General features: G+C 65.3%; 32 protein-coding genes. 16 read left to right on the forward strand and 16 right to left on the reverse strand.

The genetic code is table 11. The annotated features are described in order from the left end of the window. Positions 1 to 58 precede the first annotated feature (58 nt). A complete protein-coding gene (locus tag E2K76_RS01010; protein ID WP_246032860.1) occupies positions 59 to 460 on the forward strand; it encodes a tellurite resistance TerB family protein in 402 nt (133 codons plus the stop codon). Here E2K76_RS01010 and E2K76_RS01015 read toward each other — a convergent pair. Next, positions 457 to 1,845, reverse strand: a complete 1,389-nt coding sequence (locus tag E2K76_RS01015; RefSeq protein ID WP_136682403.1) for a D-alanyl-D-alanine carboxypeptidase/D-alanyl-D-alanine-endopeptidase — start codon at positions 1,843 to 1,845, stop codon at positions 457 to 459. The two genes, E2K76_RS01010 and E2K76_RS01015, sit on opposite strands and share 4 nt — an antisense overlap. Positions 1,846 to 1,879: 34 nt before the next feature. Further along, positions 1,880 to 2,473, reverse strand: coding sequence for a nicotinate-nucleotide adenylyltransferase (locus E2K76_RS01020; RefSeq protein ID WP_136682404.1), 594 nt, complete (start codon positions 2,471 to 2,473; stop codon positions 1,880 to 1,882). A gap of 97 nt (positions 2,474 to 2,570) precedes the next feature. Between E2K76_RS01020 and ettA the strand changes: the two genes are divergently transcribed. The 4 genes from ettA (at position 2,571) to betC (ending at position 6,435) form a co-directional block, all read left to right on the forward strand. Next, positions 2,571 to 4,226, forward strand: a complete 1,656-nt coding sequence (gene ettA, locus E2K76_RS01025; protein ID WP_136682405.1) for an energy-dependent translational throttle protein EttA — start codon at positions 2,571 to 2,573, stop codon at positions 4,224 to 4,226. 56 nt (positions 4,227 to 4,282) lie between these two features. Further along, the gene (locus E2K76_RS01030; protein ID WP_136682406.1) at positions 4,283 to 4,441 is read left to right on the forward strand and encodes a DUF3309 family protein; all 159 of its coding nucleotides are present in this window, start codon (positions 4,283 to 4,285) and stop codon (positions 4,439 to 4,441) included. Positions 4,442 to 4,593: 152 nt separating this feature from the next. Next, the gene (locus E2K76_RS01035; RefSeq protein ID WP_136682407.1) at positions 4,594 to 4,800 is read left to right on the forward strand and encodes a cold-shock protein; all 207 of its coding nucleotides are present in this window, start codon (positions 4,594 to 4,596) and stop codon (positions 4,798 to 4,800) included. A gap of 132 nt (positions 4,801 to 4,932) precedes the next feature. After that, positions 4,933 to 6,435 carry a choline-sulfatase gene (gene betC, locus E2K76_RS01040; protein ID WP_136682408.1) on the forward strand — a complete coding sequence of 501 codons (1,503 nt, stop codon included), beginning with the start codon at positions 4,933 to 4,935 and terminating at the stop codon, positions 6,433 to 6,435. Between the two features lie 54 nt (positions 6,436 to 6,489). On the opposite strand, the gene E2K76_RS01045 is transcribed toward betC, so the two are convergent. Genes E2K76_RS01045 through E2K76_RS01065 form a run of 5 tightly spaced genes read right to left on the reverse strand, consistent with a single transcriptional unit; the run spans position 6,490 to position 10,571 of the window. Then, positions 6,490 to 6,765, reverse strand: coding sequence for a SelT/SelW/SelH family protein (locus tag E2K76_RS01045; RefSeq protein WP_136682409.1), 276 nt, complete (start codon positions 6,763 to 6,765; stop codon positions 6,490 to 6,492). Next, positions 6,758 to 8,734, reverse strand: a complete 1,977-nt coding sequence (locus E2K76_RS01050; RefSeq protein ID WP_394343921.1) for a M3 family metallopeptidase — start codon at positions 8,732 to 8,734, stop codon at positions 6,758 to 6,760. The genes E2K76_RS01045 and E2K76_RS01050 overlap by 8 nt, the downstream gene beginning before the upstream one ends. Positions 8,735 to 8,769: 35 nt before the next feature. Beyond that, positions 8,770 to 9,822, reverse strand: a complete 1,053-nt coding sequence (locus tag E2K76_RS01055; protein ID WP_136682411.1) for a 5-(carboxyamino)imidazole ribonucleotide synthase — start codon at positions 9,820 to 9,822, stop codon at positions 8,770 to 8,772. Then, on the reverse strand, positions 9,815 to 10,297 hold the full coding sequence (gene purE, locus E2K76_RS01060) for a 5-(carboxyamino)imidazole ribonucleotide mutase (RefSeq protein WP_136682412.1): 483 nt from the start codon (positions 10,295 to 10,297) through the stop codon (positions 9,815 to 9,817). The genes E2K76_RS01055 and purE overlap by 8 nt, the downstream gene beginning before the upstream one ends. 58 nt (positions 10,298 to 10,355) lie before the next feature. Further along, entirely contained in the window at positions 10,356 to 10,571 is a 216-nt protein-coding gene (locus E2K76_RS01065) for a YdcH family protein (protein ID WP_136682413.1), read from the reverse strand. A 168-nt stretch (positions 10,572 to 10,739) separates the two neighbouring features. On the opposite strand from E2K76_RS01065, the gene E2K76_RS01070 reads away from it, so the two are divergent. Both E2K76_RS01070 and E2K76_RS01075 read left to right on the forward strand, forming a co-directional pair. Then, on the forward strand, positions 10,740 to 11,156 hold the full coding sequence (locus E2K76_RS01070; protein ID WP_136682414.1) for an Hsp20 family protein: 417 nt from the start codon (positions 10,740 to 10,742) through the stop codon (positions 11,154 to 11,156). An 11-nt stretch (positions 11,157 to 11,167) separates the two neighbouring features. Then, on the forward strand, positions 11,168 to 11,386 hold the full coding sequence (locus E2K76_RS01075; RefSeq protein ID WP_136682415.1) for a DUF1150 family protein: 219 nt from the start codon (positions 11,168 to 11,170) through the stop codon (positions 11,384 to 11,386). A gap of 30 nt (positions 11,387 to 11,416) precedes the next feature. On the opposite strand, the gene trxB is transcribed toward E2K76_RS01075, so the two are convergent. Beyond that, positions 11,417 to 12,349, reverse strand: coding sequence for a thioredoxin-disulfide reductase (gene trxB / locus E2K76_RS01080; RefSeq protein ID WP_136682416.1), 933 nt, complete (start codon positions 12,347 to 12,349; stop codon positions 11,417 to 11,419). A gap of 157 nt (positions 12,350 to 12,506) precedes the next feature. Here trxB and E2K76_RS01085 point away from each other — a divergent pair, with 157 nt between their 5' ends. Continuing rightward, on the forward strand, positions 12,507 to 12,980 hold the full coding sequence (locus tag E2K76_RS01085) for an Lrp/AsnC family transcriptional regulator (RefSeq protein ID WP_136682417.1): 474 nt from the start codon (positions 12,507 to 12,509) through the stop codon (positions 12,978 to 12,980). Here E2K76_RS01085 and pgeF read toward each other — a convergent pair. The 3 genes from pgeF to lgt are packed head-to-tail and all read right to left on the reverse strand — an operon-like array spanning position 12,970 to position 15,610. Beyond that, the gene (gene pgeF, locus E2K76_RS01090) at positions 12,970 to 13,710 is read right to left on the reverse strand and encodes a peptidoglycan editing factor PgeF (protein WP_136682418.1); all 741 of its coding nucleotides are present in this window, start codon (positions 13,708 to 13,710) and stop codon (positions 12,970 to 12,972) included. The two genes, E2K76_RS01085 and pgeF, sit on opposite strands and share 11 nt — an antisense overlap. Beyond that, positions 13,707 to 14,735 (reverse strand): class I SAM-dependent methyltransferase, encoded by a 1,029-nt coding sequence (locus E2K76_RS01095; protein ID WP_136682620.1) that lies wholly within the window; start codon positions 14,733 to 14,735, stop codon positions 13,707 to 13,709. The genes pgeF and E2K76_RS01095 overlap by 4 nt, the downstream gene beginning before the upstream one ends. Then, positions 14,732 to 15,610 (reverse strand): prolipoprotein diacylglyceryl transferase, encoded by an 879-nt coding sequence (gene lgt, locus E2K76_RS01100; RefSeq protein ID WP_136682419.1) that lies wholly within the window; start codon positions 15,608 to 15,610, stop codon positions 14,732 to 14,734. Before lgt ends, E2K76_RS01095 begins: the two co-directional genes overlap by 4 nt. Positions 15,611 to 15,711: 101 nt before the next feature. On the opposite strand from lgt, the gene E2K76_RS01105 reads away from it, so the two are divergent. Next, on the forward strand, positions 15,712 to 15,951 hold the full coding sequence (locus E2K76_RS01105) for an accessory factor UbiK family protein (protein ID WP_136682420.1): 240 nt from the start codon (positions 15,712 to 15,714) through the stop codon (positions 15,949 to 15,951). 39 nt (positions 15,952 to 15,990) lie between these two features. Beyond that, positions 15,991 to 16,440 carry an NUDIX domain-containing protein gene (locus tag E2K76_RS01110; protein WP_136682421.1) on the forward strand — a complete coding sequence of 150 codons (450 nt, stop codon included), beginning with the start codon at positions 15,991 to 15,993 and terminating at the stop codon, positions 16,438 to 16,440. Here E2K76_RS01110 and E2K76_RS01115 read toward each other — a convergent pair. The 4 genes from E2K76_RS01115 to groES form a co-directional block, all read right to left on the reverse strand. Next, positions 16,410 to 16,859 carry a hypothetical protein gene (locus E2K76_RS01115; protein WP_136682422.1) on the reverse strand — a complete coding sequence of 150 codons (450 nt, stop codon included), beginning with the start codon at positions 16,857 to 16,859 and terminating at the stop codon, positions 16,410 to 16,412. The two genes, E2K76_RS01110 and E2K76_RS01115, sit on opposite strands and share 31 nt — an antisense overlap. A gap of 56 nt (positions 16,860 to 16,915) precedes the next feature. Beyond that, positions 16,916 to 17,365 (reverse strand): lytic transglycosylase domain-containing protein, encoded by a 450-nt coding sequence (locus tag E2K76_RS01120; RefSeq protein ID WP_136682423.1) that lies wholly within the window; start codon positions 17,363 to 17,365, stop codon positions 16,916 to 16,918. 128 nt (positions 17,366 to 17,493) lie between these two features. Next, positions 17,494 to 19,128, reverse strand: a complete 1,635-nt coding sequence (groL, locus tag E2K76_RS01125; protein ID WP_136682424.1) for a chaperonin GroEL — start codon at positions 19,126 to 19,128, stop codon at positions 17,494 to 17,496. Positions 19,129 to 19,169: 41 nt separating this feature from the next. Then, positions 19,170 to 19,457 carry a co-chaperone GroES gene (groES, locus tag E2K76_RS01130; protein WP_136682425.1) on the reverse strand — a complete coding sequence of 96 codons (288 nt, stop codon included), beginning with the start codon at positions 19,455 to 19,457 and terminating at the stop codon, positions 19,170 to 19,172. Between the two features lie 156 nt (positions 19,458 to 19,613). On the opposite strand from groES, the gene E2K76_RS01135 reads away from it, so the two are divergent. After that, entirely contained in the window at positions 19,614 to 20,588 is a 975-nt protein-coding gene (locus tag E2K76_RS01135) for a TraB/GumN family protein (protein WP_136682426.1), read from the forward strand. 2 nt (positions 20,589 to 20,590) lie between these two features. Here E2K76_RS01135 and E2K76_RS01140 read toward each other — a convergent pair whose 3' ends face one another. Next, positions 20,591 to 20,824 carry a hypothetical protein gene (locus E2K76_RS01140; RefSeq protein ID WP_136682427.1) on the reverse strand — a complete coding sequence of 78 codons (234 nt, stop codon included), beginning with the start codon at positions 20,822 to 20,824 and terminating at the stop codon, positions 20,591 to 20,593. 124 nt (positions 20,825 to 20,948) lie between these two features. On the opposite strand from E2K76_RS01140, the gene E2K76_RS01145 reads away from it, so the two are divergent. From E2K76_RS01145 to E2K76_RS01165, 5 genes are read left to right on the forward strand one after another with little or no spacing between them, the layout of a single operon-like run. Further along, positions 20,949 to 21,866 carry a manganese-dependent inorganic pyrophosphatase gene (locus E2K76_RS01145; RefSeq protein ID WP_136682428.1) on the forward strand — a complete coding sequence of 306 codons (918 nt, stop codon included), beginning with the start codon at positions 20,949 to 20,951 and terminating at the stop codon, positions 21,864 to 21,866. Beyond that, positions 21,866 to 22,753: a TIGR01459 family HAD-type hydrolase gene (locus E2K76_RS01150; RefSeq protein ID WP_136682429.1), complete on the forward strand. Its 888-nt coding sequence runs from the start codon at positions 21,866 to 21,868 to the stop codon at positions 22,751 to 22,753. Before E2K76_RS01145 ends, E2K76_RS01150 begins: the two co-directional genes overlap by 1 nt. Positions 22,754 to 22,810: 57 nt before the next feature. Continuing rightward, a complete protein-coding gene (locus E2K76_RS01155; RefSeq protein WP_136682430.1) occupies positions 22,811 to 23,734 on the forward strand; it encodes a bifunctional riboflavin kinase/FAD synthetase in 924 nt (307 codons plus the stop codon). Between the two features lie 34 nt (positions 23,735 to 23,768). Then, on the forward strand, positions 23,769 to 24,212 hold the full coding sequence (locus E2K76_RS01160) for a YcgN family cysteine cluster protein (protein ID WP_136682431.1): 444 nt from the start codon (positions 23,769 to 23,771) through the stop codon (positions 24,210 to 24,212). Then, positions 24,212 to 25,249 (forward strand): threonine aldolase family protein, encoded by a 1,038-nt coding sequence (locus E2K76_RS01165; RefSeq protein ID WP_136682432.1) that lies wholly within the window; start codon positions 24,212 to 24,214, stop codon positions 25,247 to 25,249. Before E2K76_RS01160 ends, E2K76_RS01165 begins: the two co-directional genes overlap by 1 nt. Positions 25,250 to 25,302: the final 53 nt, after the last annotated feature.

Below are 25,302 nucleotides of genomic sequence, written 5' to 3' on the forward strand. Positions count from 1 at the left end.
GTCAATATTCTGGCGGGCAAAACACAGGATGGAACCCGTGAACCAAGCCCTCCCCTCGATGACCGCGCAAGATGCGCTGGTCGCCATCATGATCTCCGTCTCGGCCTCGCACGGGGCCGTCCGCACCTCGGAACTGGTCGCGATCCAGCAGATGGTGAACCACCTGCCTGTCTTCGGCCAATACGACACCGACCGCATCCGCCGCGTCGCCCAGACCGTGTTCGACCTGTTCGAGGAGGAGGAGGGCCTTGACGCGCTGTTCGGCCTGATCCGCGACGCCCTGCCCGAACGCCTGTTCGAGACGGCCTATGCCCTTGCCTGCGACGTGGCGGCGGCGGACGGGCATCTATATCAGCCCGAATTGCGCCTGCTGGAAGAAATCCGCGAGGAACTGGCCGTGGACCGCCTGCACGCCGCCGCGATCGAACGCGGTGCGCGCGCCCGTCACGTCCGCCCTTAAGCCCAGCTTTCCACCAACCGGCTTTGCAGGACGCGCGCCCCGCGCGTCCACCCTGCGCCGCCCGCCGGGCGTTCCTCGCCCACCGCGGCGCGGCGGCGCGTCAGATCGGCGCAGAATACCGCGAAGATATACTCCTCCCCCGCATTCGCATAACCCGCCAGCCCCGACACGAAATTCAAGGTCCCGGTCTTGGCCTTGATGCGGATGCGGTCCGACAGATGCTCGCGCCCCGAGGCGTCATACAGCCCCTCATCCTTCATCAACTCGCGCAAGCCGGATGCCCGTGCCGCCGCCAGCACCCGCACCATCGCCGCCGCCGAAATCCGCGAATCCCCGTTCAGGCCCGAATGGTCGCGCAGGTCCATCGGTGCATAGCGACGCGCCCATTCGCTCATCGCCCGCCTCGAGGATGAAACCGACCCCTGCCCCGAGGCGGCCAGCCCCACCGCCTCGGCGGTCAGGTTGTTGGAGAACCGCAGCATATCCGACAGCACCGTCGGCAGCGGTTCCGACACGCGCGTCACCAGCACGGTCCCCTGCGCCTGCCCGCGCGAGATCACCGGCTCCGGCAGCGCGATCCCCCGCGCGGCGGCCAGCACCCGGAACACCTCGGCCGCGTATTCGTCGGGATGGCGCACCGGCAGCCAGCGCGTCCCCCCGCCCCGCAACGCCCCCGCCGCGACGGTCCAGTTGTCCACCCCGTTGCCGCCGCGATAGTCATAGACGGGCCGCTCGCGCGCGACGACCTGCACACGCGACATGGTGACGGGCGGCACATCGCGCCCCCGCGCATCCATGCGGATGGCGCCATTCCCGCTCCACCCGAAATGCACCCGGTTGTAGTTCAGGTTCAGCCCCGAAACTGCAGGGTTGTAGCCGACATGCAAAGGCTGGTCGTCGCTGATCTGCGGAACGAAAGGCAGCGCGCCACCATGCGCCACGAACCGCCCCCGCACGCCCCGCACCCCCGTCGCGGCAAGCTGCGAGACCAACGCAGCAAGCCCATCCGTGTCCAGCGTCGGATCGCCGCCGCCCACCAGCAGAAGGTCCCCCTGCACGATCCCGCCCGACACCGGCCCGGTCGCCATCACCCGCGTGGCAAAGCGGTATCCCGGCCCAAGCCGGTCCAGCGCGTAAAGGGTCGTGATCGCCTTGGCGACGGATGCAGGCGGCAGCGGCACGTCCGCATCCTGCCCCTCGCGCATCGCACCGGACGCATCGGCCACCGCATAGCCGACCTGCGCGATCCCCGACCGCGCGACCAGCGTCGAAGCACTGCCCCCGCCGCGCACGGGCGGTCTGATCGAAGTTTCGGGCGCCCCGGCACAGCCGGGAACTGCGGTGGCGGCGATCATGCCGCCCAAAAGAAGACGTCTGGAAATCATATCCGCGACGCTACCCGCCCCGCAGGGATTCGCGCTAGCCCCATTCGCCCCGTGCACGAATGTCGCTGGAGGAAACATCCACCATCGGCAGGTCCGCAAACGCCCATGCGGGCGGTTCGGCCCGCCCCAGCACCTCCGGCGCGACCCGCCCGCCCCGGAAGGCCCGCGCCGCACGCCCAAGCCGCCCCGTGACCCCCGACCCCGGACGCGCCAGCACCCCCACCGGCACATTCTTCATGATCCAGCGCCAGTCGTCCCAACGGTGGAACTGCACCAGATTGTCCGCCCCCATCAGCCAGACGAAGCGCACCCCCGGATACCGCCGCCGCAGCGCCCGCAGCGTCTGCGCCGTATACCGCGTGCCCATCCGCGCCTCCAGATCCGTGACGACGACGCGTGGATGGTCCATCACCGCCCGCGCCCGCGCGATCCGTTCCGCCATCGGGCGCGGCCCCTTGGCCTTCAGCGGGTTGCCGGGCGATACCAGCCACCACACCCGGTCCAGCCCGAACCGCTTCATCGCCTCGCGCGTGATGTGGACATGGCCGCCATGGGCCGGATCGAACGATCCGCCCAGCAGTCCCACCACCATCCCCTTGCGCGCGACCGGCCAGCCCTGCACCTGCATCCCCCATTTGGCGGATGCCAGAAACCACCCCCTGATTGCTCTTGTCCAGCGATATCGCTAAGAAGGCGCGCAAATCCCTTAACCGACGGAGCAGCCAGTGGCCTCGTATCAATACGTCTATCACATGGACGGCGTCTCCAAGACCTATCCGGGCGGCAAGAAGGTCTTCGAAAACATCCGCCTGAACTTCCTTCCGGGCGTCAAGATCGGCGTCGTCGGTGTCAACGGCGCGGGTAAATCCACGCTGCTGAAGGTCATGGCCGGCATCGACAAGGACTTCCAGGGCGAGGCATGGGCGGCGAAAGACGCCCGCGTCGGCTATCTGCCGCAGGAGCCGCAGCTGGACGAGAACCTCGACGTGCGCGGCAACGTGATGGAAGGCGTCGCCGGCAAGCGCGCCATTCTGGAGCGTTACAACGAACTCGCCATGAACTACTCGGACGAGACGGCGGACGAGATGGCAGCCCTGCAGGACCAGATCGACGCCCAGAACCTGTGGGAGCTGGACAACACCGTCGATATCGCGATGGAAGCCCTGCGCTGCCCGCCGGACGATGCCGACGTGTCCACCCTTTCGGGCGGTGAACGCCGCCGTGTCGCGCTCTGCAAGCTGCTGCTGGAAGAGCCGGACATGCTGCTGCTGGACGAACCGACCAACCACCTTGACGCTGAAACGATCGCATGGCTGCAAAAGCACCTGATCGAATACAAGGGCACCATCCTGACGGTCACGCACGACCGTTACTTCCTTGATGACATCACGTCGTGGATTCTGGAGCTGGAGCGTGGCCGCGGCCTGCCGCACGAGGGGAACTACTCCTCGTGGCTGGACGCCAAGGCGAAACGCATGGCGCAGGAAGCGCGCGAGGACAAATCCAAGCAGAAGGTGCTGGAGAAGGAACTCGAATGGATCCGCGCCGGTGCGAAAGCCCGTCAGGCGAAATCCAAGGCTCGTATCTCGGCCTATAACAAGATGGCCGACGAATCCGTCAAGGATCTGGTCGGCCGCGCGCAGATCGTCATCCCCCACGGCCCGCGCCTTGGCGGCAAGGTGATCGAGGTCGAGAACCTGTCCAAAGCGATGGGCGACAAGCAACTGATCGAGAACCTGTCCTTCATGCTGCCCCCCGGCGGCATCATCGGCGTGATCGGTCCGAACGGCGCGGGCAAATCCACGCTGTTCAAGATGCTGGTCGGCCAGGAGCAGCCCGACACCGGCACCGTCACGCTGGGCGACACCGTGAAGCTGGCCTTCGTGGACCAGTCGCGCGACAGCCTGAACCCCGAAGCCAACGTCTGGGAAGAAATCTCGGGCGGCGCGGAGATCATCGAATTGGGCGACGCGCAGGTGAACAGCCGCAACTATGTCGGCTCGTTCAACTTCAAGGGCACCGACCAGCAGAAGAAGGTCGGCCTGCTTTCGGGGGGTGAGCGGAACCGCGTCCACCTTGCCAAGCTGTTGAAATCGGGCGGGAACGTTCTGCTGCTGGACGAACCGACCAACGATCTGGACGTGGAAACCCTTCAGGCGCTGGAAGCTGCGATCGAAAACTTCGCCGGCTGCGCCGTCATCATCAGCCACGACCGCTTCTTCCTCGACCGCCTTTGCACGCACATCCTCGCGTTCGAAGGGGACGCCCATGTCGAATTCTTCGAAGGCAACTTCGACGATTACGAAAAGGACAAGATCCGCCGTCTGGGCCCCGATGCGGTCAACCCCAAACGCGTGAAGCACAAGAAGTTCACCCGCTAAGCGGGGAACCGCTTACCCCGGAACACGTTTCCTTCCCGTAACGCGGGGAGGAAACCATGACCGCTTCGACCGTCCTTATCGTCCTTCTGATATTGGCACTTGTCGCCGTGCTGCCGAACTGGAACCATTCCCGAAGCTGGGGCTATTTCCCATCCAGCGGGATCGGTCTGGTGCTGGTCGTCGTGGTGATTCTCCTGCTTCTGGGACGCATCTAGAAACGCGCCTTGCGCGAGGCCCGACGTTCCGCTACCGTTCCGGTGCGACGTTATTCCTATCGAACCTGTCCCTATCGGCCGCAGCTTCCGATCTTGAACTGACCGAGCCGGGTCGCCGCAATCCTGCGGGCGGCACATAAAGGAGACACACGATGGCCAAGGGCACCGTGAAATGGTTCAACGCAACCAAAGGCTTCGGCTTCATCGCCCCGGAAGGCGGCAAGAAGGACGTGTTCGTCCACATCTCGGCTCTGGAGCGCGCAGGCATCCGTTCGCTGGCTGACGGCCAAGCCGTCACCTTCGACATCGAGTCGAGCCGCGACGGTCGCGAAGCCGCGACGAACATCTCGATCGCCTGATTTTCAGGTCATCGCAGTGGATTGGGCGGTCCTTCGGGGCCGCTCTTTTCGTTTCAGGTGTCGTATGCGAAACAGCATGTCGCCGGGCGGAGAAGATTATTCCCCGCAAAACCCAGATGCTGAAAGGTCGACATGACGCGCCCGAATATCCTGATCCTGATGGTCGACCAACTCAACGGCACCTTCTTTCCTGACGGCCCCGCGGATTTCCTGCACGCCCCGAACCTGAAGAAGCTGGCCGCGCGGTCAGTGCGTTTCGCCAATACCTATACCGGCTCGCCCCTCTGCGCCCCCGCCCGCGCATCCTTCATGTCGGGCCAGCTTCCCTCGCGCACCCGCGTCTATGACAACGCAGCCGAATTCGCCTCGGACATTCCGACCTATGCCCACCACCTTCGCCGCGCGGGCTATCAGACGACCCTGTCGGGCAAGATGCACTTCGTCGGCCCCGACCAGCTCCACGGGCTGGAGGAGCGTCTGACCACCGACATCTATCCCGCCGATTTCGGCTGGACCCCCGACTACCGCAAACCGGGCGAGCGGATCGACTGGTGGTATCACAACCTAGGCTCCGTCTCGGGCGCGGGCGTGGCGGAAATCACCAACCAGCTGGAATACGACGACGACCTTGCGCACAAGGCCGTCCAGAAGCTCTACGACCTGTCGCGCGGCGCCGATCCGCGCCCATGGTGCCTGACGGTCAGCTTCACCCACCCGCACGACCCCTACGTCGCCCGCCGGAAATACTGGGACCTCTATGAGGATTGCCCCCAGACCGAACCGCCCGAGGCGATCCCCTATGACGACATGGACCCCCATTCGCAGCGCCTCATGGACGCCTGCGACTACACGGCGACCGAGATCACGCCCGACATGATCCGCCGCGCCCGCCGCGGATACTTCGCCAATATCAGCTATATCGACGACAAGATCGGCGAGATCCTCGCCACGCTGGAAGTCACCCGGCAGGAAGCGATCATCGTCTTCACCTCCGACCACGGCGACATGCTGGGCGAGCGGGGCCTGTGGTTCAAGATGAACTTCTTCGAAGGCTCCGCCCGCGTTCCGCTGATGATCGCCGCTCCCGATCTCGCCCCGCAGCGCATCGACACGCCCGCGTCCACCATCGACGTCACCCCCACGCTCTGCGATCTCGCCGGCATCTCGATGGAGGAGGTGATGCCTTGGACCGACGGCACATCCCTGCTGCCCGTCGCGGCCGGAACCAAACGCGACCCCGTCCCGATGGAATATGCCGCCGAGGGCAGCTTCGCCCCCCTCGTCGCCCTGCGCGACGGCACGTGGAAATACATCCGCTGCGATCTCGACCCCGAGCAGCTCTACGACCTTTCCACCGACCCGCAGGAACGCACAAACCGCGCCACCGACCCCGATGCCGCGCCCATCCTCGCCAAGTTCCGTCAGATGGCCGACAAACGCTGGAACCTCGCCAGCTTCGACGCGCAGGTCCGGGAAAGCCAGGCCCGCCGCTGGGTAGTCTATGAGGCGCTGCGTCAGGGCGGCTACTACCCGTGGGACTATCAGCCCCTGAAACGCGCGTCCGAGCAATATATGCGCAACCACATGGACCTGAACATCCTCGAGGAATCCAAGCGTTTCCCCCGCGGCGAATAAGGCGCGCGGCAGCGCGGGCGGCGGGGGTTCGATGCCCCCGCCGCCCGCCCCTCCCTATCGGTCCACATGCCCCAGATCGCGCTCGGGCCAGACCCGATCCCGCACGATCTGCTTCAACTGCTTGCTGTCCGGGAACCCGCCATCGCGTTTCCGCTCCCAGACCAGTTCGCCATCCACCATCACCTCGAAGATGCCACCCGTCCCCGGCACCAGCGTGACGGACCCCAGATCCTGCCCGAACGACGACAGCAATTCCTGCGCCATCCACGCCGTCCGCAGCATCCAGTTGCACTGCGTGCAATAGGTGAAGGAAATCGCGGGCCTATGCATCCAGTCCCCTCCCTTTCAGCATTGCCTCGACCCCCGGCATCCGCCCGCGGAACGCAACATACAACTCCTCCGCGTCGCGGCTGCCGCCCGCCGACAGGATATGCTCCTCCAGCTTTGCCGCCACCGCAGGATCGAAATAATCCCCCGCCTCCTCGAACGCCGCGAACGCATCCGCATCCATCACCTCGGACCACATGTAGCTGTAGTAGCCCGATGAATACCCGTCGCCCGAGAAGACATGGCTGAAATGCGGCGTCGCGTGCCGCATCCGGATCGCCTTCGGCATCCCCAGCCCCGCCAGCACCTCGGCCTGCTTCGCCATCGGATCGGCAGGCGCTGCCCCGTCATGGAACGCCAGATCGACAAGCGCCGAACCCAGAAACTCCACCGTCGAGAATCCCTGATCATAGGTCAGCGCCGCCAGCAGCCGCTCCATCATCGCCTTCGGCATCGGCTCGCCCGTGCGGTAATGCCGCGCGTGCTTCTCAAGCACCTCTGGCACCTCCAGCCAGTGCTCATAAAGCTGGCTCGGCAGTTCCACGAAGTCCCGCGCCACGCTGGTCCCCGAGATGAACCCATAGGTCACATCCGACAGCATCTGGTGCAGCGCATGGCCGAATTCATGGAACAGCGTCCGCGCATCATCATAGGACAGCAGCGAAGGACTGCCCTTGGCAAAGTTGCACACGTTCATCACGATCGGCGTCACCTCCGCCTTCTGCGAGCGGATCGCCGTGCACCAAGCCCCCGACCGCTTGGACCCGCGCGCAAAGTAATCGCCCACGAACACTGCCAGCGGCTTGCCCCCCCGCGTCACCTGCCACACCCGCACATCGGGGTGATAGACCGGCACGTCAAGAGGCGGAAACTCCAGCCCGAACAGCCGGTTAGCCACGTCGAACGACGCCTCGATCATCGCATCCAGAGACAGATACGGCTTCAGCGCAGCCTCATCCAGATCATGCTCGGCCACCCGGCGTTTCTCGGAATAATAGCGCCAGTCCCATGGCTCCAGATCACCATTGATGCCGTCCGCATGCATCATCCGCGCCAGAACCTCGGCATCCTCCAGCGCCTTCACCTTGGCCGGCTCCCACACCCGCATCAGCAAATCCCGCACGGCGGCGGGCGTCTTCGCCATCTCCGGCTCCAGCTTGTAATCGGCAAAGCTGGCGTATCCCAGCAGCTTCGCCCGCTCCTCGCGCAAGGCCAGCGTTTCGGCGGCAATGGCGCGGTTGTCGTGCTCGTTTCCATTCGCCCCGCGCGCCACCCATGCCTCATAGGCCACGCGCCGCAATTCCCGACGCGGCGAGAATTGCAGGAACGGCACGATCAAGGACCGGTTCAGCGTCAGAAGATGCCCCTCCTGCCCCCGCTCCTCGGCGGCGGCCTTGGCGGCATCGACGACGAAATCCGGCAGCCCTTCCATATCCTCGGCGGACAGCGCACGGGACCAGCCACGCTCTTCGGCCAGAAGGTTCTGGCTGAACTCGGTCCCCAGCACCGACAGGCGCGACTTCACCGCCGTCAGCCGCTCCGCCTCGGCCCCCTCCAGCCGCGCGCCCGACCGCACGAACATCTGTTTGTAAAGATACAGCACCCGCGCCTGTTCCGGCGTCAGACCGTCATCCGTCAGCGCGTCGATCCGCGCGAACAGGGCGCGGTTGTTGATGATCTCGGACGAAAAGGCCGACATCTTCGGCGCAAGTTCGCGCTGCAACGCCTCGCGCGCGGTAGTCGATTCGGCCCCCGACAGCGGATAGAAGACGCCCGCCACCTTATCCAAGGCAGCCTCGGCCCCTTCCAGCGCCTCGATCGTGTTGGCAAAACTCGGTGCTTCGGGGTTGGCGGCGATCGCGGCGATGTTCGCGCGCGCCTCAGCCAATGCGGTATCGAAGGCGGGGGCGAAATCCTCGTCGCGGATCGCATCGAACGGCGGGAAGGACCAGTCGGAAAGCAGCGGGTTCATGGGCATCTCCTTTGCCCATGAACCTAATCACGCAGTCAGCGGACCGCCACCCGGTTCACGTGGCCCATCTTGCGGCCCGGTCGCGCCTCGGCCTTGCCATACAGATGGATCGCCGCGTTCTTCTCGCGCGCGATGTCGGGCACCCGCAGCATGTCGTCGCCGATCAGATTCTCCATCACCACGTCCGAATGGCGCGACCCGTCGCCCAGCGGCCAGCCGACCACCGCGCGAATGTGCTGCTCGAACTGATCCACCGCGCAGCCGTTCTGCGTCCAGTGCCCCGAATTGTGGACTCGCGGCGCGATCTCGTTCACCAGCAGCCCGCGCGTGGTGACGAACAACTCCACCCCCATGACGCCGACATAATCCAGCGCGTTCAGGATGCGCGCCGCGATCAGCACCGCGTCCGAGCGTTGGCTCGCCGTCAACCGCGCCGGAACGGTCGTGGTCGCCAGAATGCCGTCCTTGTGAACGTTCTCGCCCGGATCATAGGCCGCGACCGACCCGTCCAGCCCCCGCGCCGCGATCACAGACACCTCGTGCGTGAAGTCGACGAACCCCTCCAGAACCGAAGGCGCCCCCTTCATCGCTTCCCAGGCCGGGCCTGCATCTTCGGCAATCCGCAGCCGCGCCTGCCCCTTGCCGTCATAGCCGAACCGCGCGGTCTTCAGGATCGACCGCGCGCCGACGGCCTTGACCGCCGCCGCCATATCCTCGGCCGACGCGACCGGGTGCCACGGCGCGACGGACAGGCCCAGCCCGGTCAGGAACTCCTTCTCGGCCACCCGATCCTGCGAGGTCGCAAGCGCCTTGCGATTCGGCCGGATCGGCTTCAGCGATTCCAGAAGATCCAGCGCCGAGGTCGGGACATTCTCGAACTCATAGGTGATGACATCGACCGACGCGGCAAAGGCCCGCAGCGCCGCCTCGTCCTCGTAAGGCGCGGTCGTCAGCGCATGGGCCACATCCGCCGCCGGAGGATTCGCGGCAGGCTCATAGACATGCGTGCGAAAGCCCAGACGGCTGGCCGCGACCGACAGCATCCGCCCAAGCTGGCCGCCGCCAAGAATACCGATCGTTTCAGTCATCCTGCGGCTCCTCGGGGATGGATGCGGAAAGGGCGTCGCGCCATGCGTCCAGACGCGCGCCCAGCGCGGTATCGGAAATCGCCAGCATCCCGGCGGCCATCAGCCCGGCATTCGCGGCGCCAGCCGCGCCGATGGCCATGGTCGCCACGGGAAAGCCCTTGGGCATCTGCACGATGGAATAAAGGCTGTCCACGCCCGACAGCGCCTTGGTCTGGACCGGAACGCCGATCACCGGAACGCGGGTCTTGGACGCCATCATCCCCGGCAGATGGGCCGCGCCCCCCGCCCCCGCGATGATGACCTTCACCCGGCCCGCCGCTTCCTTGCCATAGGTCCAAAGACGGTCCGGCGTGCGGTGGGCGGACACGATCTTCGCCTCCCAGGTGATGCCAAGTTCATCAAGGATCGTCGCGGCTTCCCGCATCGTCGGCCAGTCGGACTGGCTTCCCATGATGATCCCGACATCCACGCTCATTTCAGGCCTCCTTGGCTAGAAGCGCCGCATCATAGCGGCGCGCGGCGCAGGGGCAAGGTCAGGCGATGATGTCGGGGATAAGCTGATCCTCGATCGCGACGATCCGGTCCTTCAGCGCCAGCTTCTGCTTCTTCAGCCGTCGCAGGGTCAGGGGGTCGGACGTGGACCCCTCAAGCGCGTGGATCGCATCGTCCAGATCGCGGTGTTCGCGGCGCAGCACCTCGACCCTTATCCGCAGCATGTCTTCGGGGTTCAGTTCGGATGGGGCGTTCATCTCTGGCACGATTCAGGGCTGGCTTTTTCACATCATATCCGATCGCGCATCGTAACGCACAGAAATTCCGCAAGCCTTGCGGTGCGGTAAGCTGCGCACCATATTCGACGAAGGGTGCCCGACAATCGGGGCCCGCGCGATTTGTCGCTTCACGCAAGGGCAAGCGGAATGACGAAACTGAGCTTCGGGGCGCATCCCCACCTTCTTGGGTTCGAACAGCTTGAACGGCTGGTCGAACGGACTGCCAAATCTTCGGAAGGGTATCCGCCCTTCAACATCGAGGCGGTGGCCGAGAATGCCTATCGTATCACGCTGGCCGTCGCGGGGTTCCGCGACGAAGACCTCGCCATCACGGTCGAGGATCGGCAGCTTGTGATCCGTGGCCGCCAGGCTGACGAGACCGAAGCGAGGGTGTTCCTGCATCGCGGCATCGCCGGACGGGCCTTCCAACGCAGCTTCGTGCTGGCCGAGGGGGTCGATGTCGCCGGTGCCGAACTGGAACACGGGCTTTTGCACATCGACCTGCGCCGCAGCGTGCCGGACGCCATCGTGCAGACCATCCCGATCCGCACCACGCGCCAGTAAAGGAGAGCATCATGCAGATCACCCATGACCAACCCGCCGACAAGCTGGTCTATGTCCGCGCCGTCGCGGTAGCCGACTTGCCCGAGGAAGTGCAGGAGCAGGCCGAGGGGCTGGAGACGCTCTATGCCCTACACCGCGCCGATGGGGAACAGCTTGCGATCGTCAAGGAACGCAGCATGGCCTTTGCGCTGGCGCTCCAGAACGACCTCGCGCCGGTGAACGTGCACTGAAAGGCGCGCCCCTCGGGGCGCGCGATCCGCTTATTCGATCCCGGCCAGCCAGCGTTCGGCATCCAGAGCCGCCATGCAGCCCATCCCGGCGCTGGTCACCGCCTGACGATAGATGTGGTCGGTCAGATCGCCCGCAGCAAAGACGCCCGGAATCGACGTGCGCGTGCTGCCCGGCTCCACCTTCACATAGCCGCCCGAATGCGTTTCCAGCTGGTCCTTGACCAGTTCCGAGGCAGGCGAATGACCGATGGCGACGAAGAAGCCGTCGCAGGGGACCACGGTTTCCTTGCCGTCGCGCACATCGACCGCCCGAACGCCCGTCACGCCCTGATCGCCCAGAACCTCCTCGACCGTGTGGTGCCACAGCACCTCGACCTTGGGGTTGGCGAACAGGCGTTCCTGCATGATCTTTTCCGCGCGCAGGCTGTCGCGGCGGTGGATCAGCGTCACCTTGGTCGCGAAATTGGTCAGGAACAGCGCCTCCTCGACCGCGGTGTTGCCGCCGCCGATCACGACCACTTCCTTGCCGCGATAGAAGAATCCGTCGCAGGTCGCGCAGGCCGACACGCCGAAGCCCTTGAACTTCTCCTCGGACGGCAGGCCCAGCCATTTCGCCTGTGCGCCGGTCGCAAGGATCACCGCATCCGCCGTGAAGGTCGTGCCGCTGTCGGCTTTGGCGACGAAGGGCCGCACCGACAGATCAAGCGACGAGATATAGTCGAACACGATATCCGCACCCATCTTGCGGGCGTGTTCCTCCATCCGCACCATCAGGTCGGGGCCCTGCACGTGGCTATCCCCCGGCCAGTTCTCGACCTCGGTCGTGATGGTCAGCTGCCCGCCCGGTTGCAGGCCCTGCACCAGCACGGGCTCCAGCATCGCGCGGGCAGAATAGACGGCGGCGGTATAGCCCGCAGGCCCCGAGCCGATGATCAGAACCTTGCTGTGCCGCGTGTCGCCCATGGATATGCCCTTTCCTGTCGGCCCCCGATATATGCGCCAACGCGCCGCGCGGAAACCCCCGACGCGGCGGTTGCCGGGGGGCGGTGCGTGGGATAAAGCATCGACTCGAATATTGCGCGCAGGCGACATTTTCTTGCGCATCATGACGGAGCAACGCATGGCCGGATCGAAACTCGATCCCATCGACAGACATATCCTTGCCGAGCTTCAGGCCGACGGCAGGATCACCAACGTGGAACTTGCGCGCCGCGTCGGAATTTCCGCCCCGCCCTGCCTGCGCCGCGTTCGCGCGCTGGAGGAAGAAGGCTTCATCCGCGGCTATCACGCCGACATCAACCCGCGCGAGCTGGGGTTCGAGGTTCACGTCTTTGCCATGGTCCGCCTTCAGTCGCAGGCGGAAAAGGACCTGTCCGCCTTCGAGGAACATTGCCGCAGCCTGCCACTGGTCCGCGAATGCCACATGCTGAACGGCGAGATCGACTTCATCCTGAAATGCGTCGCCCCCGATCTTTCGACCTTCCAGACCTTCCTGACGGAAAAGCTGACCTCGGCGGCGAATGTGGCCAGCGTGAAGACCAGCCTCGTGATCCGCTGCGCCAAGGACGAACCGGGCGTTCCCTTTACAGCCTGATGACCGAGATCAGGCGGCCGTAATCCGCCTCGGCGGCATGGGTCGTGCGGCGATAGGAAAAGAAGCGTTCGGGGTCCGAATAGGTGCAATGGCCGGTCCACTCCGCCTCCGCCCCCGCCGCGCGCAGCCGCGACAGGCCAAAGGACGGCAGATCGAACATGAGCCGGTCGCCCTGCCCCTGCGCGAAGAACCGCGAATAATCCGGATCCTCGGCCATGAACGCATCCAGCATCTCGGGCCCGACCTGATAGGCGCGCTGGCTGATGGTCGGGCCGATCACCGCGCGGATGTTGGCAGCGCCAAGCCCGCGCATCGCTTCCACCGTAGCTTCCAACACGCCGCCGATGGCACCTTTCCACCCCGCATGGGCCGCGCCGATCACGCCCGCCTCGGGGTCGGCCAGCAGCACGGGCTGGCAATCGGCGGTCAGGATGCCCAGCCCGAGGCCCGGCACCTTCGTCACCATCGCATCGGCGCGCGGACGTTCCGCCGGCACCGCATCCAGCACGACCACATCCGCCGAATGCACCTGGTTCAGCGTGGCAAGACCGTCCACCCCCATCGCCTCGGCCACGCGGCCGATGTTGATGGCGACCACCTCGGCCTGATCGCTGCTGCCGGGGCCGCAATTCAACCCATGGAATATCCCCGAGGAGGCGCCCCCCTTGCGGGTGAAGAATCCGTGCCGCACCGGGCGCAAAAGGGGCGAAGTGATGATTTCCAGCGTCATGCGAATCCCGGCGGCAGTTTGGCGTTGGGCCCAGTCACGGCCAGCGCCTTGAACAGCGTTCCCATCTGGTCTGCATCTGTCAGGCGCCGATAGGCCGCAAGGTGGCTTTCAAGGGCGGCCCCCGTCAACCCCCTTGCCAGCCTTTCGGCGCGCGCGCCGATGCCAAGCCGCGTCAGAAGCTCGCCCTGCGTGGTGAAGGCGTGGCGCGGGGCAGCCTTGGCCAGCGCCTCGAAATCGACATGGGCGGTCAGGTCGGCCAGACCCGGTTCGGCCAGCGGGTCCGCGAAGGCGTGATGCCGCATCGCCTGAAGCGTATCGCCCAGCGAATGCCAGCCGCCGTAATCGACGATGATCGCAGCGCCCCCTTGCGCCACGCGGCGGGCGACCTCGGCCATGATCCCGTCTGCCATTGGGCAAATCTCGACCATGTCGCCGGGGCGCGTATCCGCCAGCCGATGCTCCAACGCCGCAAGCTGCATCGGCGTGGACAGGCCGAAGGCCAGCCCCGGCCCCACCATCCGCTCGCGCCAGCCAGCCACGTCGCGGACGAACTGGCGGATCGGCAGCGCGTCGAAGAATTCGTTCGCGATCAGATAAAGCGCCCCGTCCGGCAGATCCTGCACCGCGGCCACATGCCGCGCCACCGGCACCGCCTGCGCCTGCACCGCGGCCAGCCGCGCGCTCGCCTCCACCAGCACGACATCCGCCGCCCCGTGAAACCCCGGCACCCCCCGCGTCGCGCGCAGGACGTCTGCCATCAGCGTCCCCCGCCCCGGACCCAACTCGGCCAGCGTGAACCGCCCGCCCGCCTCCAGCCAGTGCTGGGCCAGCGACAGGCCTATGAGCTCGCCGAACATCTGGCTGATCTCCGGCGCGGTGGTGAAATCGCCCGCCGCACCGAACGGCTCGCGGGTGGAGTAATAGCCGTGCTCGGGATGCAGCAGGCATTCGGCCATGAAGTCGGCGACCGTGATGGGCCCCGTCTGCGCGATGCGCCGCGCCAGCAGATCGCCCAGCGGCGTCACGCCCGACGCGCCCGCAGCACGAACCACAGCCCCACCGCGATCATCGGCAGCGACAGTGCCTGCCCCTGCGTCAGCCCCCATCCGCCGACATGCCATGCAAGCCCAAGCGGGTTGCCGGGCGAGACGAACTGGTGATCCGGCTGGCGGAAGAATTCGACGAAGAACCGCGCCGCGCCATAGCCGGCGAAGAACACACCCGCGATCGCACCGGGCCGCCCGAGCCAGCCGCGCCGGATCAGCACGAAGATCAGAATGCCCAGAAGCAGCCCTTCCAGCAGCCCTTCATACAGCTGCGAAGGGTGGCGCGCACAAACCTCGCCCACTGCCATCGCGCAGGACTGCGCCGCCTCGCCCGGAAAGGCCACGCCCCACGGCACATCGGTCGGTCGGCCCCACAATTCGGCGTTGATGAAGTTCGCCATCCGCCCCAGCAAAAGCCCCGGAGGGGTCGCCGCCGCCAGCAGATCCGCCGCCGACAGTTTCACGATCCCTTCGCGCGCGCAGAAGATCCACGCCGCGACCAGCGTGCCGATGAAGCCGCCGTGGAAGGACATGCCCCCGGTCCACACCTGAAGGATCTGCCCCGGATTCGCGGCGAAATAGGCGGGCTGATAGAACAGCACGAAGCCCAGCCGCCCGCCGATCACCACGCCAAGGATCACCCATGTCAGCAGACGTTCTACCTGCTCGGCGCTCATCGGGGCGATGCCCTGCGGCCAAAGCGCGGTGCAGCGGATCAGCCGAAGCACGATCTGCCAGCCGATCAGCAGCCCCGCGATATAGGCCAGCGCATACCAACGCAGCGCCAGCGTGAAGCCGAATACATCGACCGAGAAGATGTCGGGAGAGATGTCCGGGAAGGGGATATAGCTCATGACGTCTCCTTGGGTGATCGCGGGGGTTTTCCGCCCGCGCCGCGCACTTGTCAACCTTGGCCCCTGCGGCCATATAAGGCCCAGCCGCCAAAGGAGATGCCATGCAGGGTCGCAACAAGTTCCTCGACGACATGTCGCAGCTGATGACCAACGCGATGGGCGTGGCCCAAGGCGCCCGGACCGAGGCGGAAACCGCGTTTCGCGGCATGATCGACCGCTGGCTGGCCGACCGCGATTTCGTCACGCGTGAGGAGTTCGAGGCCGTCCGCGCCATGGCCCTGAAAGCGCGCGAGGAGAACGAGGTTCTAAAGGCGCGTCTGGACGCGCTGGAACAGAAGTAAGTCTGGACACGGCCCGCATCCCCGCGCACCCTGCGGGGCATGAAACCACGCCCCGCCCGCCTTGCCGTCCGTGCGCTGATCCTTGATGCGGACCGCCGCCTGCTTCTGGTCAATGCCTGGCCCGAGGGGCAGTCGGACCTGTGGTGCGCGCCCGGGGGCGGCGTCCACGCCAACACCTCGCTGCCCGACAACCTGATCCGCGAAGTCCACGAGGAAACCGGCCTGGTGATAGCGGTGGGCGATCCGGCGCTGGTCAATGAATTTCACGATCCCGATATCGGCTTCCATCAGGTCGACATCTATTTCCGCTGCACCGTCCGGTCGGGCGAACTGTCGGAAACGTGGCGCGACCCCGAGGGCGTCGTCACACAGCGCCGCTGGTTCACCCGCTCGCATCTGGCCGATCTGCGCTTCAAGCCCGACAGCCTGCCCGAGGCGGCTTGGGGCGAAGGCATCCTCTATGACCCGCTGGAGCCGATCCTGCGCTGAAGCGCCAAGAAGGATGCAAAGGCCAGCGCCGAGGCGACGCCCAGCGCGATGGGCTGCCAGTCCTGCGCCGGCGGATGGGCGACGAGCCATGCAAAGGCGGGCGGCAGACACAAGAGCGCCTGCCCCGTGCCGCGCCCTAGCGGATCGGCCCCGCGCCGGGCCATGACCAGAAACACGCCAAGCCCGATGCCCGACAGAGCCGCCATCGGCGAGACGAGTGCAAGCGCCAGCACCGCCAGCGGCAGGATCGCGGCGCGCGGCGGATAGTCCCGCACGACCACCCGCGCCAGAGGCAGAACGGCCCAGGTCGCCGCAAGGACCGCAGGATTCCAGCGCATCGTCAGCATATGCAGGGCAAGCCCCAAGGCACCCACCGCGTCCAGCCAACGCAAACGCGGCAGCCGCTTGCGCCGCAGCATCAGCAAGAACCAAAGCGCCGCGCCCATGAACAGGACGCGGACCGCAGCGTCGCCGATCAGGACTTCAGCCCGGTCTGCTGCAACAGCCCGCGTTTCTTGGCCTCGTAATAGTAGCCGCGGCTGTACCAGCCTACGGCACTGTCCTGATTCCCGTCCGAAACCAGCCACGCCCCGCGCAGATATTTCATCGCATATTCGAGGTTGGTTTCCGCATTCAGCAGTTCCGACGGCTCCCCCCGGAAGCCCATCGTCTTGGCCGTGGCAGGGTGTATCTGCATCAGCCCGTAATAGGAGCCGTTGCGGGCCTGCGGATTGTAGGTGCTTTCGCGTTTCACGACCCGGTGCGCCAAGGTGCGCGGAACGCCGTAACGGTCGGCGTAATCGTCCACCATCCGCGCAACCTCGCCCTGTCCGGTGGATGCCTGGGCGCGGGTGACATCTTCGCGTCCCCCTCCGCATGCCGCAAGGCCAAGGGTCAGGGTCAGCGCGGCGATATGGCGAAGCATGGATGTCTCGGGTTTGTTGCGGTCCCGAAAGTGCTACGTGTCGGCGGAAATCCACGCAACAACCGCAAATTGCATCGGCGGAAAGCCGCGCAAAAAGAAAGGGCGGCCCGAAGGCCGCCCGATCGATCTTACATCATGCCGCCCATGTCGGGCATGCCGCCGCCTGCCGGAGCGCCTTTGGGCTCGGGCTTGTCGGCGATCATCGCTTCGGTCGTGATCAGCAGCGATGCCACCGAAGCCGCGTTTTCCAGCGCGGTGCGGACGACTTTCGCCGGGTCGATCACGCCGAACGAGAACATGTCGCCATATTCCTCGGTCTGGGCGTTGAAGCCGAACGCGGTCGAGGTCGACTCGCGGACTTTGCCAGCAACCACAGCGCCATCGACGCCGGAGTTTTCCGAGATCTGACGCAGCGGTGCTTCCAGCGCGCGACGGATGATCGCGATACCGACGTCCTGATCGGCGTTCGCGCCTTTCAGATCGGTCAGCGCTTTGGCAGCCTGAACCAGAGCGACACCGCCACCGACGACGACGCCTTCCTGGACAGCAGCGCGGGTTGCGTTCAGGGCGTCATCGACGCGGTCCTTACGCTCTTTCACTTCGACTTCGGTCGCACCGCCGACGCGGATGACGGCAACGCCGCCAGCCAGCTTGGCAACACGTTCCTGCAGCTTCTCGCGATCGTAGTCCGAGGTGGTTTCCTCGATCTGCGCGCGGATCTGCGACACGCGGGCTGCGATTTCAGCCTTGTCGCCAGCGCCGTCGACGATCGTGGTGTTGTCCTTGGTGATGGACACTTTCTTGGCGCGGCCAAGCATGTCGATCGTGACGTTCTCCAGCTTCATGCCCAGATCGTCCGAGATGACCTGACCGCCGGTCAGGATCGCGATGTCCTGCAGCATGGCCTTGCGGCGATCGCCGAAGCCCGGAGCCTTGACGGCTGCGATCTTCAGACCGCCGCGCAGCTTGTTGACGACCAGCGTGGCCAGAGCCTCGCCTTCGACGTCTTCGGCCACGATGATCAGCGGCTTCTGCGACTGGATCACCGATTCCAGCAGCGGAACCATCGGTTGCAGCGACGAGAGTTTCTTCTCGTGCAGCAGGATCAGCGCGTCTTCCAGTTCGGCAACCATCTTGTCGGGGTTGGTCACGAAGTAGGGCGACAGGTAACCGCGGTCGAACTGCATACCTTCGACGACTTCGGTCTCGGTCTCGAGGCCTTTGTTCTCTTCGACGGTGATGACACCCTCGTTGCCGACCTTCTGCATCGCGTCAGCGATCTGACGGCCGATTTCGGCTTCGCCGTTGGCCGAGATGGTGCCGACTTGTGCAACTTCAGCCGAGTCGTTCACGGGGCGCGACGCTGCCTTGATCGCTTCGACGACTTTGCCGGTGGCAAGGTCGATACCGCGCTTCAGGTCCATCGGGTTCAGGCCAGCCGCAACCGACTTCAGGCCTTCTTTGATGATCGCCTGCGCCAGAACGGTCGCGGTCGTGGTGCCATCGCCAGCTTCGTCATTGGTGCGCGACGCGACTTCTTTCACGAGCTGCGCGCCCATGTTCTCGAACTTGTCCGAAAGCTCGATCTCTTTCGCGACCGAGACACCGTCCTTCGTGATGCGCGGTGCGCCGAAGGATTTCTCGATCACGACGTTGCGGCCTTTCGGGCCGAGCGTCACTTTGACTGCGTCAGCAAGCGTGTTGACGCCGCGCAGCATACGCTCGCGGGCATCGGTGTTGAACTTGACGTCCTTGGCTGCCATTTCAGTGCTCCTGAATGTCTATTGGGTTAAAAGCGCAGATCTCAGGCGATGATGCCGAGAATGTCGCTTTCCTTCATGATCAGCAGGTCCTGACCGTCCACCGTGACTTCGGTGCCCGACCATTTGCCGAACAGGATGCGGTCGCCGGTTTTGACGGCGGGAGCGATCAGCTCGCCCGAATCCTTGCGTGCGCCCTCGCCCACGGCGATGATCTCGCCCTCGGCGGGCTTTTCTTTCGCGGTGTCGGGGATGATCAGGCCGCCCTTGGTCTTCTCTTCGCCTTCCAGGCGACGGACCAGGACACGGTCATGCAGCGGTTTGAATGCCATCTGGGATTTCCCTCAGGTTCCAGGTTGAAGCTCGTTAGCACTCGGGTCGTCTGAGTGCTAATGGCAAAACAGATAGGCAGGGGGATTTTGGCTGTCAACGGGTATGATACGGAAAGATCACTTGGTCATGACGATGCCGCATGCAACCAAGGGTGCATGATCCGCGCATTGCTCCTCTCGCTCGCCCTTGCCACGCCCGCATTCGCCGAATGCAATGGCAGGAACCTCATCGACACCCTGCCCGGCGAGCGTCGCGCCGAACTGGACGCAGCGGTGGCAGCGCAGCCTTTCGCCAGCGGCAACCGATGGCTGGCGGTGCGCGGCGATGAACGGCTGACCATCGTCGGCACCTATCACATGAACGATCCTCGTCTGGATGTCGAAGCCGCCGCACTCCAGGCCACGGTCGCCGATGCCGCCACCGTGCTCGTCGAAGCGGGCCCGGACGAGGAAGCGCAGCTTTTGAAACATATGGGAGAAAATCCGGCGCTGGTGACAATCACCGACGGGCCGACGATCCCCGAGCAGCTGTCGGAAGAAGATTGGTCGGCGCTCGGCGCCGCCGTCAGCGCAAGGGGCATCCCGCCCTTCATGGCGGCGAAATTCCAGCCTTGGTATCTGTCGATGATGCTGTCGATCCCGCCCTGCCAGTCGGGCGCGGACGCGACCTTTGGCTTCGACAAGCGCATCATCGCGCTGGCAAAGCGGGCAGGCACCCCCATCGCGGCGCTGGAGCCGTGGGATACCGTGCTGGGTCTGTTCGCGGAAATGCCGCCAGAGGAGCAGCTGGACATGATCCGCATGACCCTGCCGATGGAAAAGCAGTCGGCAGATTACGCCGTCACGCTGGCGGATTCGTATTTCGCAGGTGACGCGCGGCAGATGTGGGAATTCATGCGGCTTTCCGCCGCAGACATGCCCGGCTACGACACTGCGCGGGCGGATGCCGAATTTGCGCAGATGGAGCATGTCCTGATGGTCGAACGCAACCGCGCCTGGATACCGGTGATCGAGGCGGCTGCGGAACATGGCCCGGTGCTTGCGGCTTTCGGCGCGCTGCACCTTGCGGGCCATGACGGCGTGTTGAACCTGCTGCGGGAACGGGGCTTCGAAATCAGTCCGCTCCCCTGAGATCAGGCGCGGGCGAAGGCTTTCGGGTCGATCCCCAGCGTGCGCAGGTCGGCAGCCTTGGGGGTCCGGCCATTTTCAACGGCAGCGCTTGCTTTGATGGCAGCGCCGAAAATCCCGAAGAACGATGCGATCGCATCGAACAGGCCAGTGGTGGCGGGGGCGGTTTTGGCGGTCAGCGTTTGCATTTTCGTCTCTCTGAACTGTCGATCCATTCGACAAGAGGGAAGATGGGGCATCACCCCCCTTGCCGCAACGCAGAATGACACAATCCCGTCATGCGCTGGATGCATGGGCTGGGCGTGACATTGACGGCCCCCTCGCCTATAAAGCGGCCCGACGCCAAATTGCAGGGTATTTCGTATGATCAAGGTTTTCGGCCACAAGTCGCCCGACACGGACAGCACCGCGTCGGCCATCGCATGGGCCTGGTATCTGTCCGAGGTTCGCGGCACCGCAGCAACGCCCTATCTGCTGGGGGAGCCCAATACCGAAGCTGCCTTCGTGCTGAACCGCTGGGGCCAGAAACAGCCCGAAATCCTGACCGCGCTGGAAGACGGCGACAAGGTCGCCATCGTCGATACCAACAACCCGGCGGAACTTCCCGACACCATCGGCAACGCGAAAATCGTGTCGATCATCGATCACCACCTGCTGGTCGGCGGGCTGTCCACCAAGACGCCGATCGACATCACCATCCGTCCGCTGGCCTGCACCGCGACCATCATGCACGATCTGATGGGCGGCGCGCTGCGCACGGCGCCGAACAACATCAAGGGCCTGATGCTGTCCTGCATCCTGTCCGACACGCTGGAATTCCGCAGCCCCACCACCACCGCCCATGACCGCAAGGTGGCCGAGGCGCTGGCCGACAATCTGGGCATCGACATCCCCGAATACGCGGCCGAGATGTTCGCCGCGAAATCCGACGTATCGGCCTTCGACGAGGCGGCGCTGCTGCGGATGGACAGCAAGGAATACACCGTCGATGGGCATGACCTGCGCATTTCCGTTCTGGAGACGACCTCGCCCGCGCAGCTTCTGGCCCGCAAGGACGCGCTGATCGCAGCGATGCCGGGCGTTGCCGCGCAGGACGGGGCCGAGCAGGTGCTGCTGTTCGTCATCGACATCCTGAAGGAAGAAGCGACCCTGCTGGTCCCGAACGATCTGGTGAAGCGGATCGCCGAACGCAGCTTCGATGCGACCGTCACCGGCGACACCGTGGTCCTGCCGGGCGTGATGAGCCGCAAGAAGCAGATCATCCCGGCGCTGAAGCTCTGATGACCCGCATCGTATCCTCGCTGGCCGAGATTTCGCACAGCTACCGCGCAGTGTTCTGCGATCTTTGGGGCTGCCTGCATGACGGGGTGCGCGCGCATCCCGCCGCAGTGGCCGCGCTGCAGGCGTTCCGCGCCAAGGGCGGCGTCGTGGTGCTGGTCACCAACGCTCCGCGCCCGAAACCCAGCATCGTCGCGCAGCTTGCCCGTCTTCAGGTGCCGGACGATGCGTGGGATGATGTCGTCTCCTCGGGCGATGCGGCGCAATATGCGCTGATCACCGGGGCGGTGGGTCAGAACGTCTATTTCATCGGCGCGGACAAGGACGAGCCGTTCTTCAGCGACCTGTCCGCCGATCTGGCCGCGCTGAAGCACGAGCCGATCAACCGCGTTCCGCTGGAACAGGCCGAAGGCATCGTCTGCACCGGCCCGTTCAACGATCTGGTGGAAACGCCCGAGGATTACGCCGAAACGCTGGCCTTCGCCAAATCGCGTGGGATGAAGCTGCTTTGCGCCAACCCCGATATCGAGGTGGATCTGGGCGACAAGCGCATCTATTGCGCCGGGGCCATCGCGCAGGCCTATGACCGGATCGGGGGCACCAGCCTTTACTTCGGCAAGCCCCACGCCCCGATCTACGATCTTGCCCGCCGCCGTCTGCATCTGATCGACAAGACGGTGACCGATGCCGAAATCCTGTGCATCGGCGACGGCATCCTGACCGACATCCAGGGCGGCGTGTCCGAGGGGCTGGATTCGCTGTTCATCACCTCGGGGCTTGCGGCGAAGCATTTCGGCGACGACACGTCGAACCCGGACGCGACCCTGCTGGAGAAATGGCTAATCGAACAGACGCTGACGCCCACCTTCTCGGTCGGGTTCCTGCGCTGATCTTGCAACCCGCCCCCCCGTAGGCGATACGGGGGGCGCGGACGCGAGGCTGTGACGATGCAGATATACCGGAACTGGCAAGGGCTTGGGGCGGCGGACAAAGGCGCCTCGGTCGCGATGGGCAATTTCGACGGCGTCCATCTGGGCCACCGCGCGGTGATCGACCTTGCCCGCACGGATGCCCCACTGGGCATCGTCACGTTCGAACCGCACCCGCGCGAGTTCTTCGCCCCCGACGCCCCGCCCTTTCGCCTGATGAACCCCGAGGCGCGGGCGAATCGTCTGGCCAAGATCGGGGTCGAACGGCTTTATGAACTGCCCTTCGACGCCGCGCTGGCGGGTCTGTCGGCCGAAGACTTCGTGACCGAGGTTCTGGCGGGCGGTCTGGGCATCCGGCATCTCGTGGTCGGGGCCGATTTTCGCTTTGGCCGGGCACGGATGGGCGATGTGGCACTGTTGAAGGACATGGCCCCGCACCACGGCTTCACCGTCACCGTCGCGGGCCTGATCGCGCAAGGCGGGCAGGAGATTTCGTCCACCGCCATCCGCGCCGCGCTGGCGACCGGCGACATGCGCCGCGCGAGCGCCATGCTGGGCCACTGGCACCGGATCGAGGGCGAGGTCATCCATGGCGAGAAACGCGGGCGCGAACTCGGCTATCCAACCGCGAACATGTCGGTTGCAGGACTTCATCTGCCGAAGCTTGGCGTTTACGCCGTCAAGGTCGATGTTCTGACCGGGCCGCAAGCCGGAAGCTATATGGGCGCGGCCAGCCTTGGCGTGCGGCCGATGTTCGGGGAAAACCTTCCGAACCTTGAAACGCACCTGATGGACTTCAAGGGCGACCTTTACGGCCATCACCTGTCCATCGCCTTCGTCGAGTATCTGCGCCCCGAATTGCGCTTCGACGGGCTGCCTGCGCTGATCGCGCAGATGGACGCCGATTGCGCCAAGGCACGCGCGATCCTTTCCGCCCTTTGACAATCGGGCCGCGCGGCCCCAACTAGGCCCGATGATGCGCGAAAGATTCTGGGAAACCGTAAAGCTGAAGGACATGACGCAACCCGAATGGGAGGCGCTGTGCGACGGCTGCGGCAAATGCTGCCTGAACAAGATCGAGTTCGAGGATACGAACGAGGTCGCCTTCACCAGGCTGGCCTGCAAGCTTCTGGACGGGCAAAGCTGCCTGTGCAGCCATTACGAGACGCGGCGAGACTATGTCCCCGACTGCGTGCAGTTGACGCCGAAGACCCTGCCCCGCATCGCCTATTGGCTGCCGCAGACCTGCGCCTATCGCCGCATGTATGAAAAGAAACCCCTGCCCGCCTGGCATCACCTGCTGACCGGGGATCGCGAATCGATCCACCGGGCGGGAGCGTCGGTGCGCGGCTGGACCGTCCCGGAATTCACCGTCCCCGAGGAAGACTGGGAAGACTACATTATCGAGGAGACCCCCTGATGTTCTTCGCCTCCGACAACGCCTCGCCGGTTCCGGCCGAGGTGCTGGACGCCCTTGCCCGCGCCAATGACGGCTATCAGATGCCCTATGGCGCCGACACGGTGATGGACGGGGTCCGCGCGCGTCTGCGCGAGGTGTTCGAGGCACCGCAGGCCGCAGTCTATCTGGTGGCGACGGGAACGGCGGCGAATTCGCTGTCGCTGGGTCTGCTCTGCCCGCCTTGGGGGACCGTCTATTGCCACCGCACGGCGCATGTGCAGGTGGACGAATGCAACGCGCCCGAGTTTTTCATGGGCGGGGCGAAACTGACGCTGGTTGACGGCCCCGACGGCCGGGTCGACCCAGCCGCGCTGGAGGCGGTGCTGTCGCGCGGAATGGCAGCGTCGGTCCACAACCCGCAGCCCGCCGCGTTGACCCTGACCAACGCGACCGAACTCGGCACCGTCTACACCCCCGACCAGATCGCCGCGCTGACGGCGCAGGCGAAGGGCGCGGGCCTTGGCACCCATCTTGACGGCGCGCGGTTCGCCAACGCGCTGGTCGCCACTGGCGCGACGCCTGCCGAGATGACGTGGAAGGCCGGGATCGACATCCTTTCCTTCGGCGGCACCAAGAACGGGCTGATGGGGGTCGAGGCTGTGATCCTGTTCGACCCTGCGAAATCGGCGGAGTTCGAGCTGCGCAGGAAGCGCGGCGCGCACCTGTTCTCCAAACACCGTTACCTGTCGGCGCAGATGGAGGCCTATCTGGACGGCGATCTGTGGCTGCGGCTGGCGGGGCAGGCAAACCGCGCAGCGCGTCGTCTGGCGGACGGGATCACCGCCCTGCCCGGCGGCCGCCTGATGCACCCGGTCGAGGCAAATATCGTCTTCGCCGAATTCCCCGAGGCGGCGCATACCCGCGCCAAGGCGGCTGGCGCGTCCTTCTATGGTCTGCGCGATCTGAACGGCGGCTCGCCCCTTGGGGCGCGGCTGGTCACGTCATGGTCCACCACCGATGCCGAGGTCGATACCTTCCTCGGGCTTCTGGCTGGCTGAAAAGCCTGTGATTAATCTGTCGCAATAACAGGATCGCGCGTTTCGCCGCGCGC

Origin of the sequence: Falsirhodobacter xinxiangensis (assembly GCF_004959935.1) — a bacterium.
Classification (GTDB): Bacteria; Pseudomonadota; Alphaproteobacteria; order Rhodobacterales; family Rhodobacteraceae; genus Falsirhodobacter; species Falsirhodobacter xinxiangensis.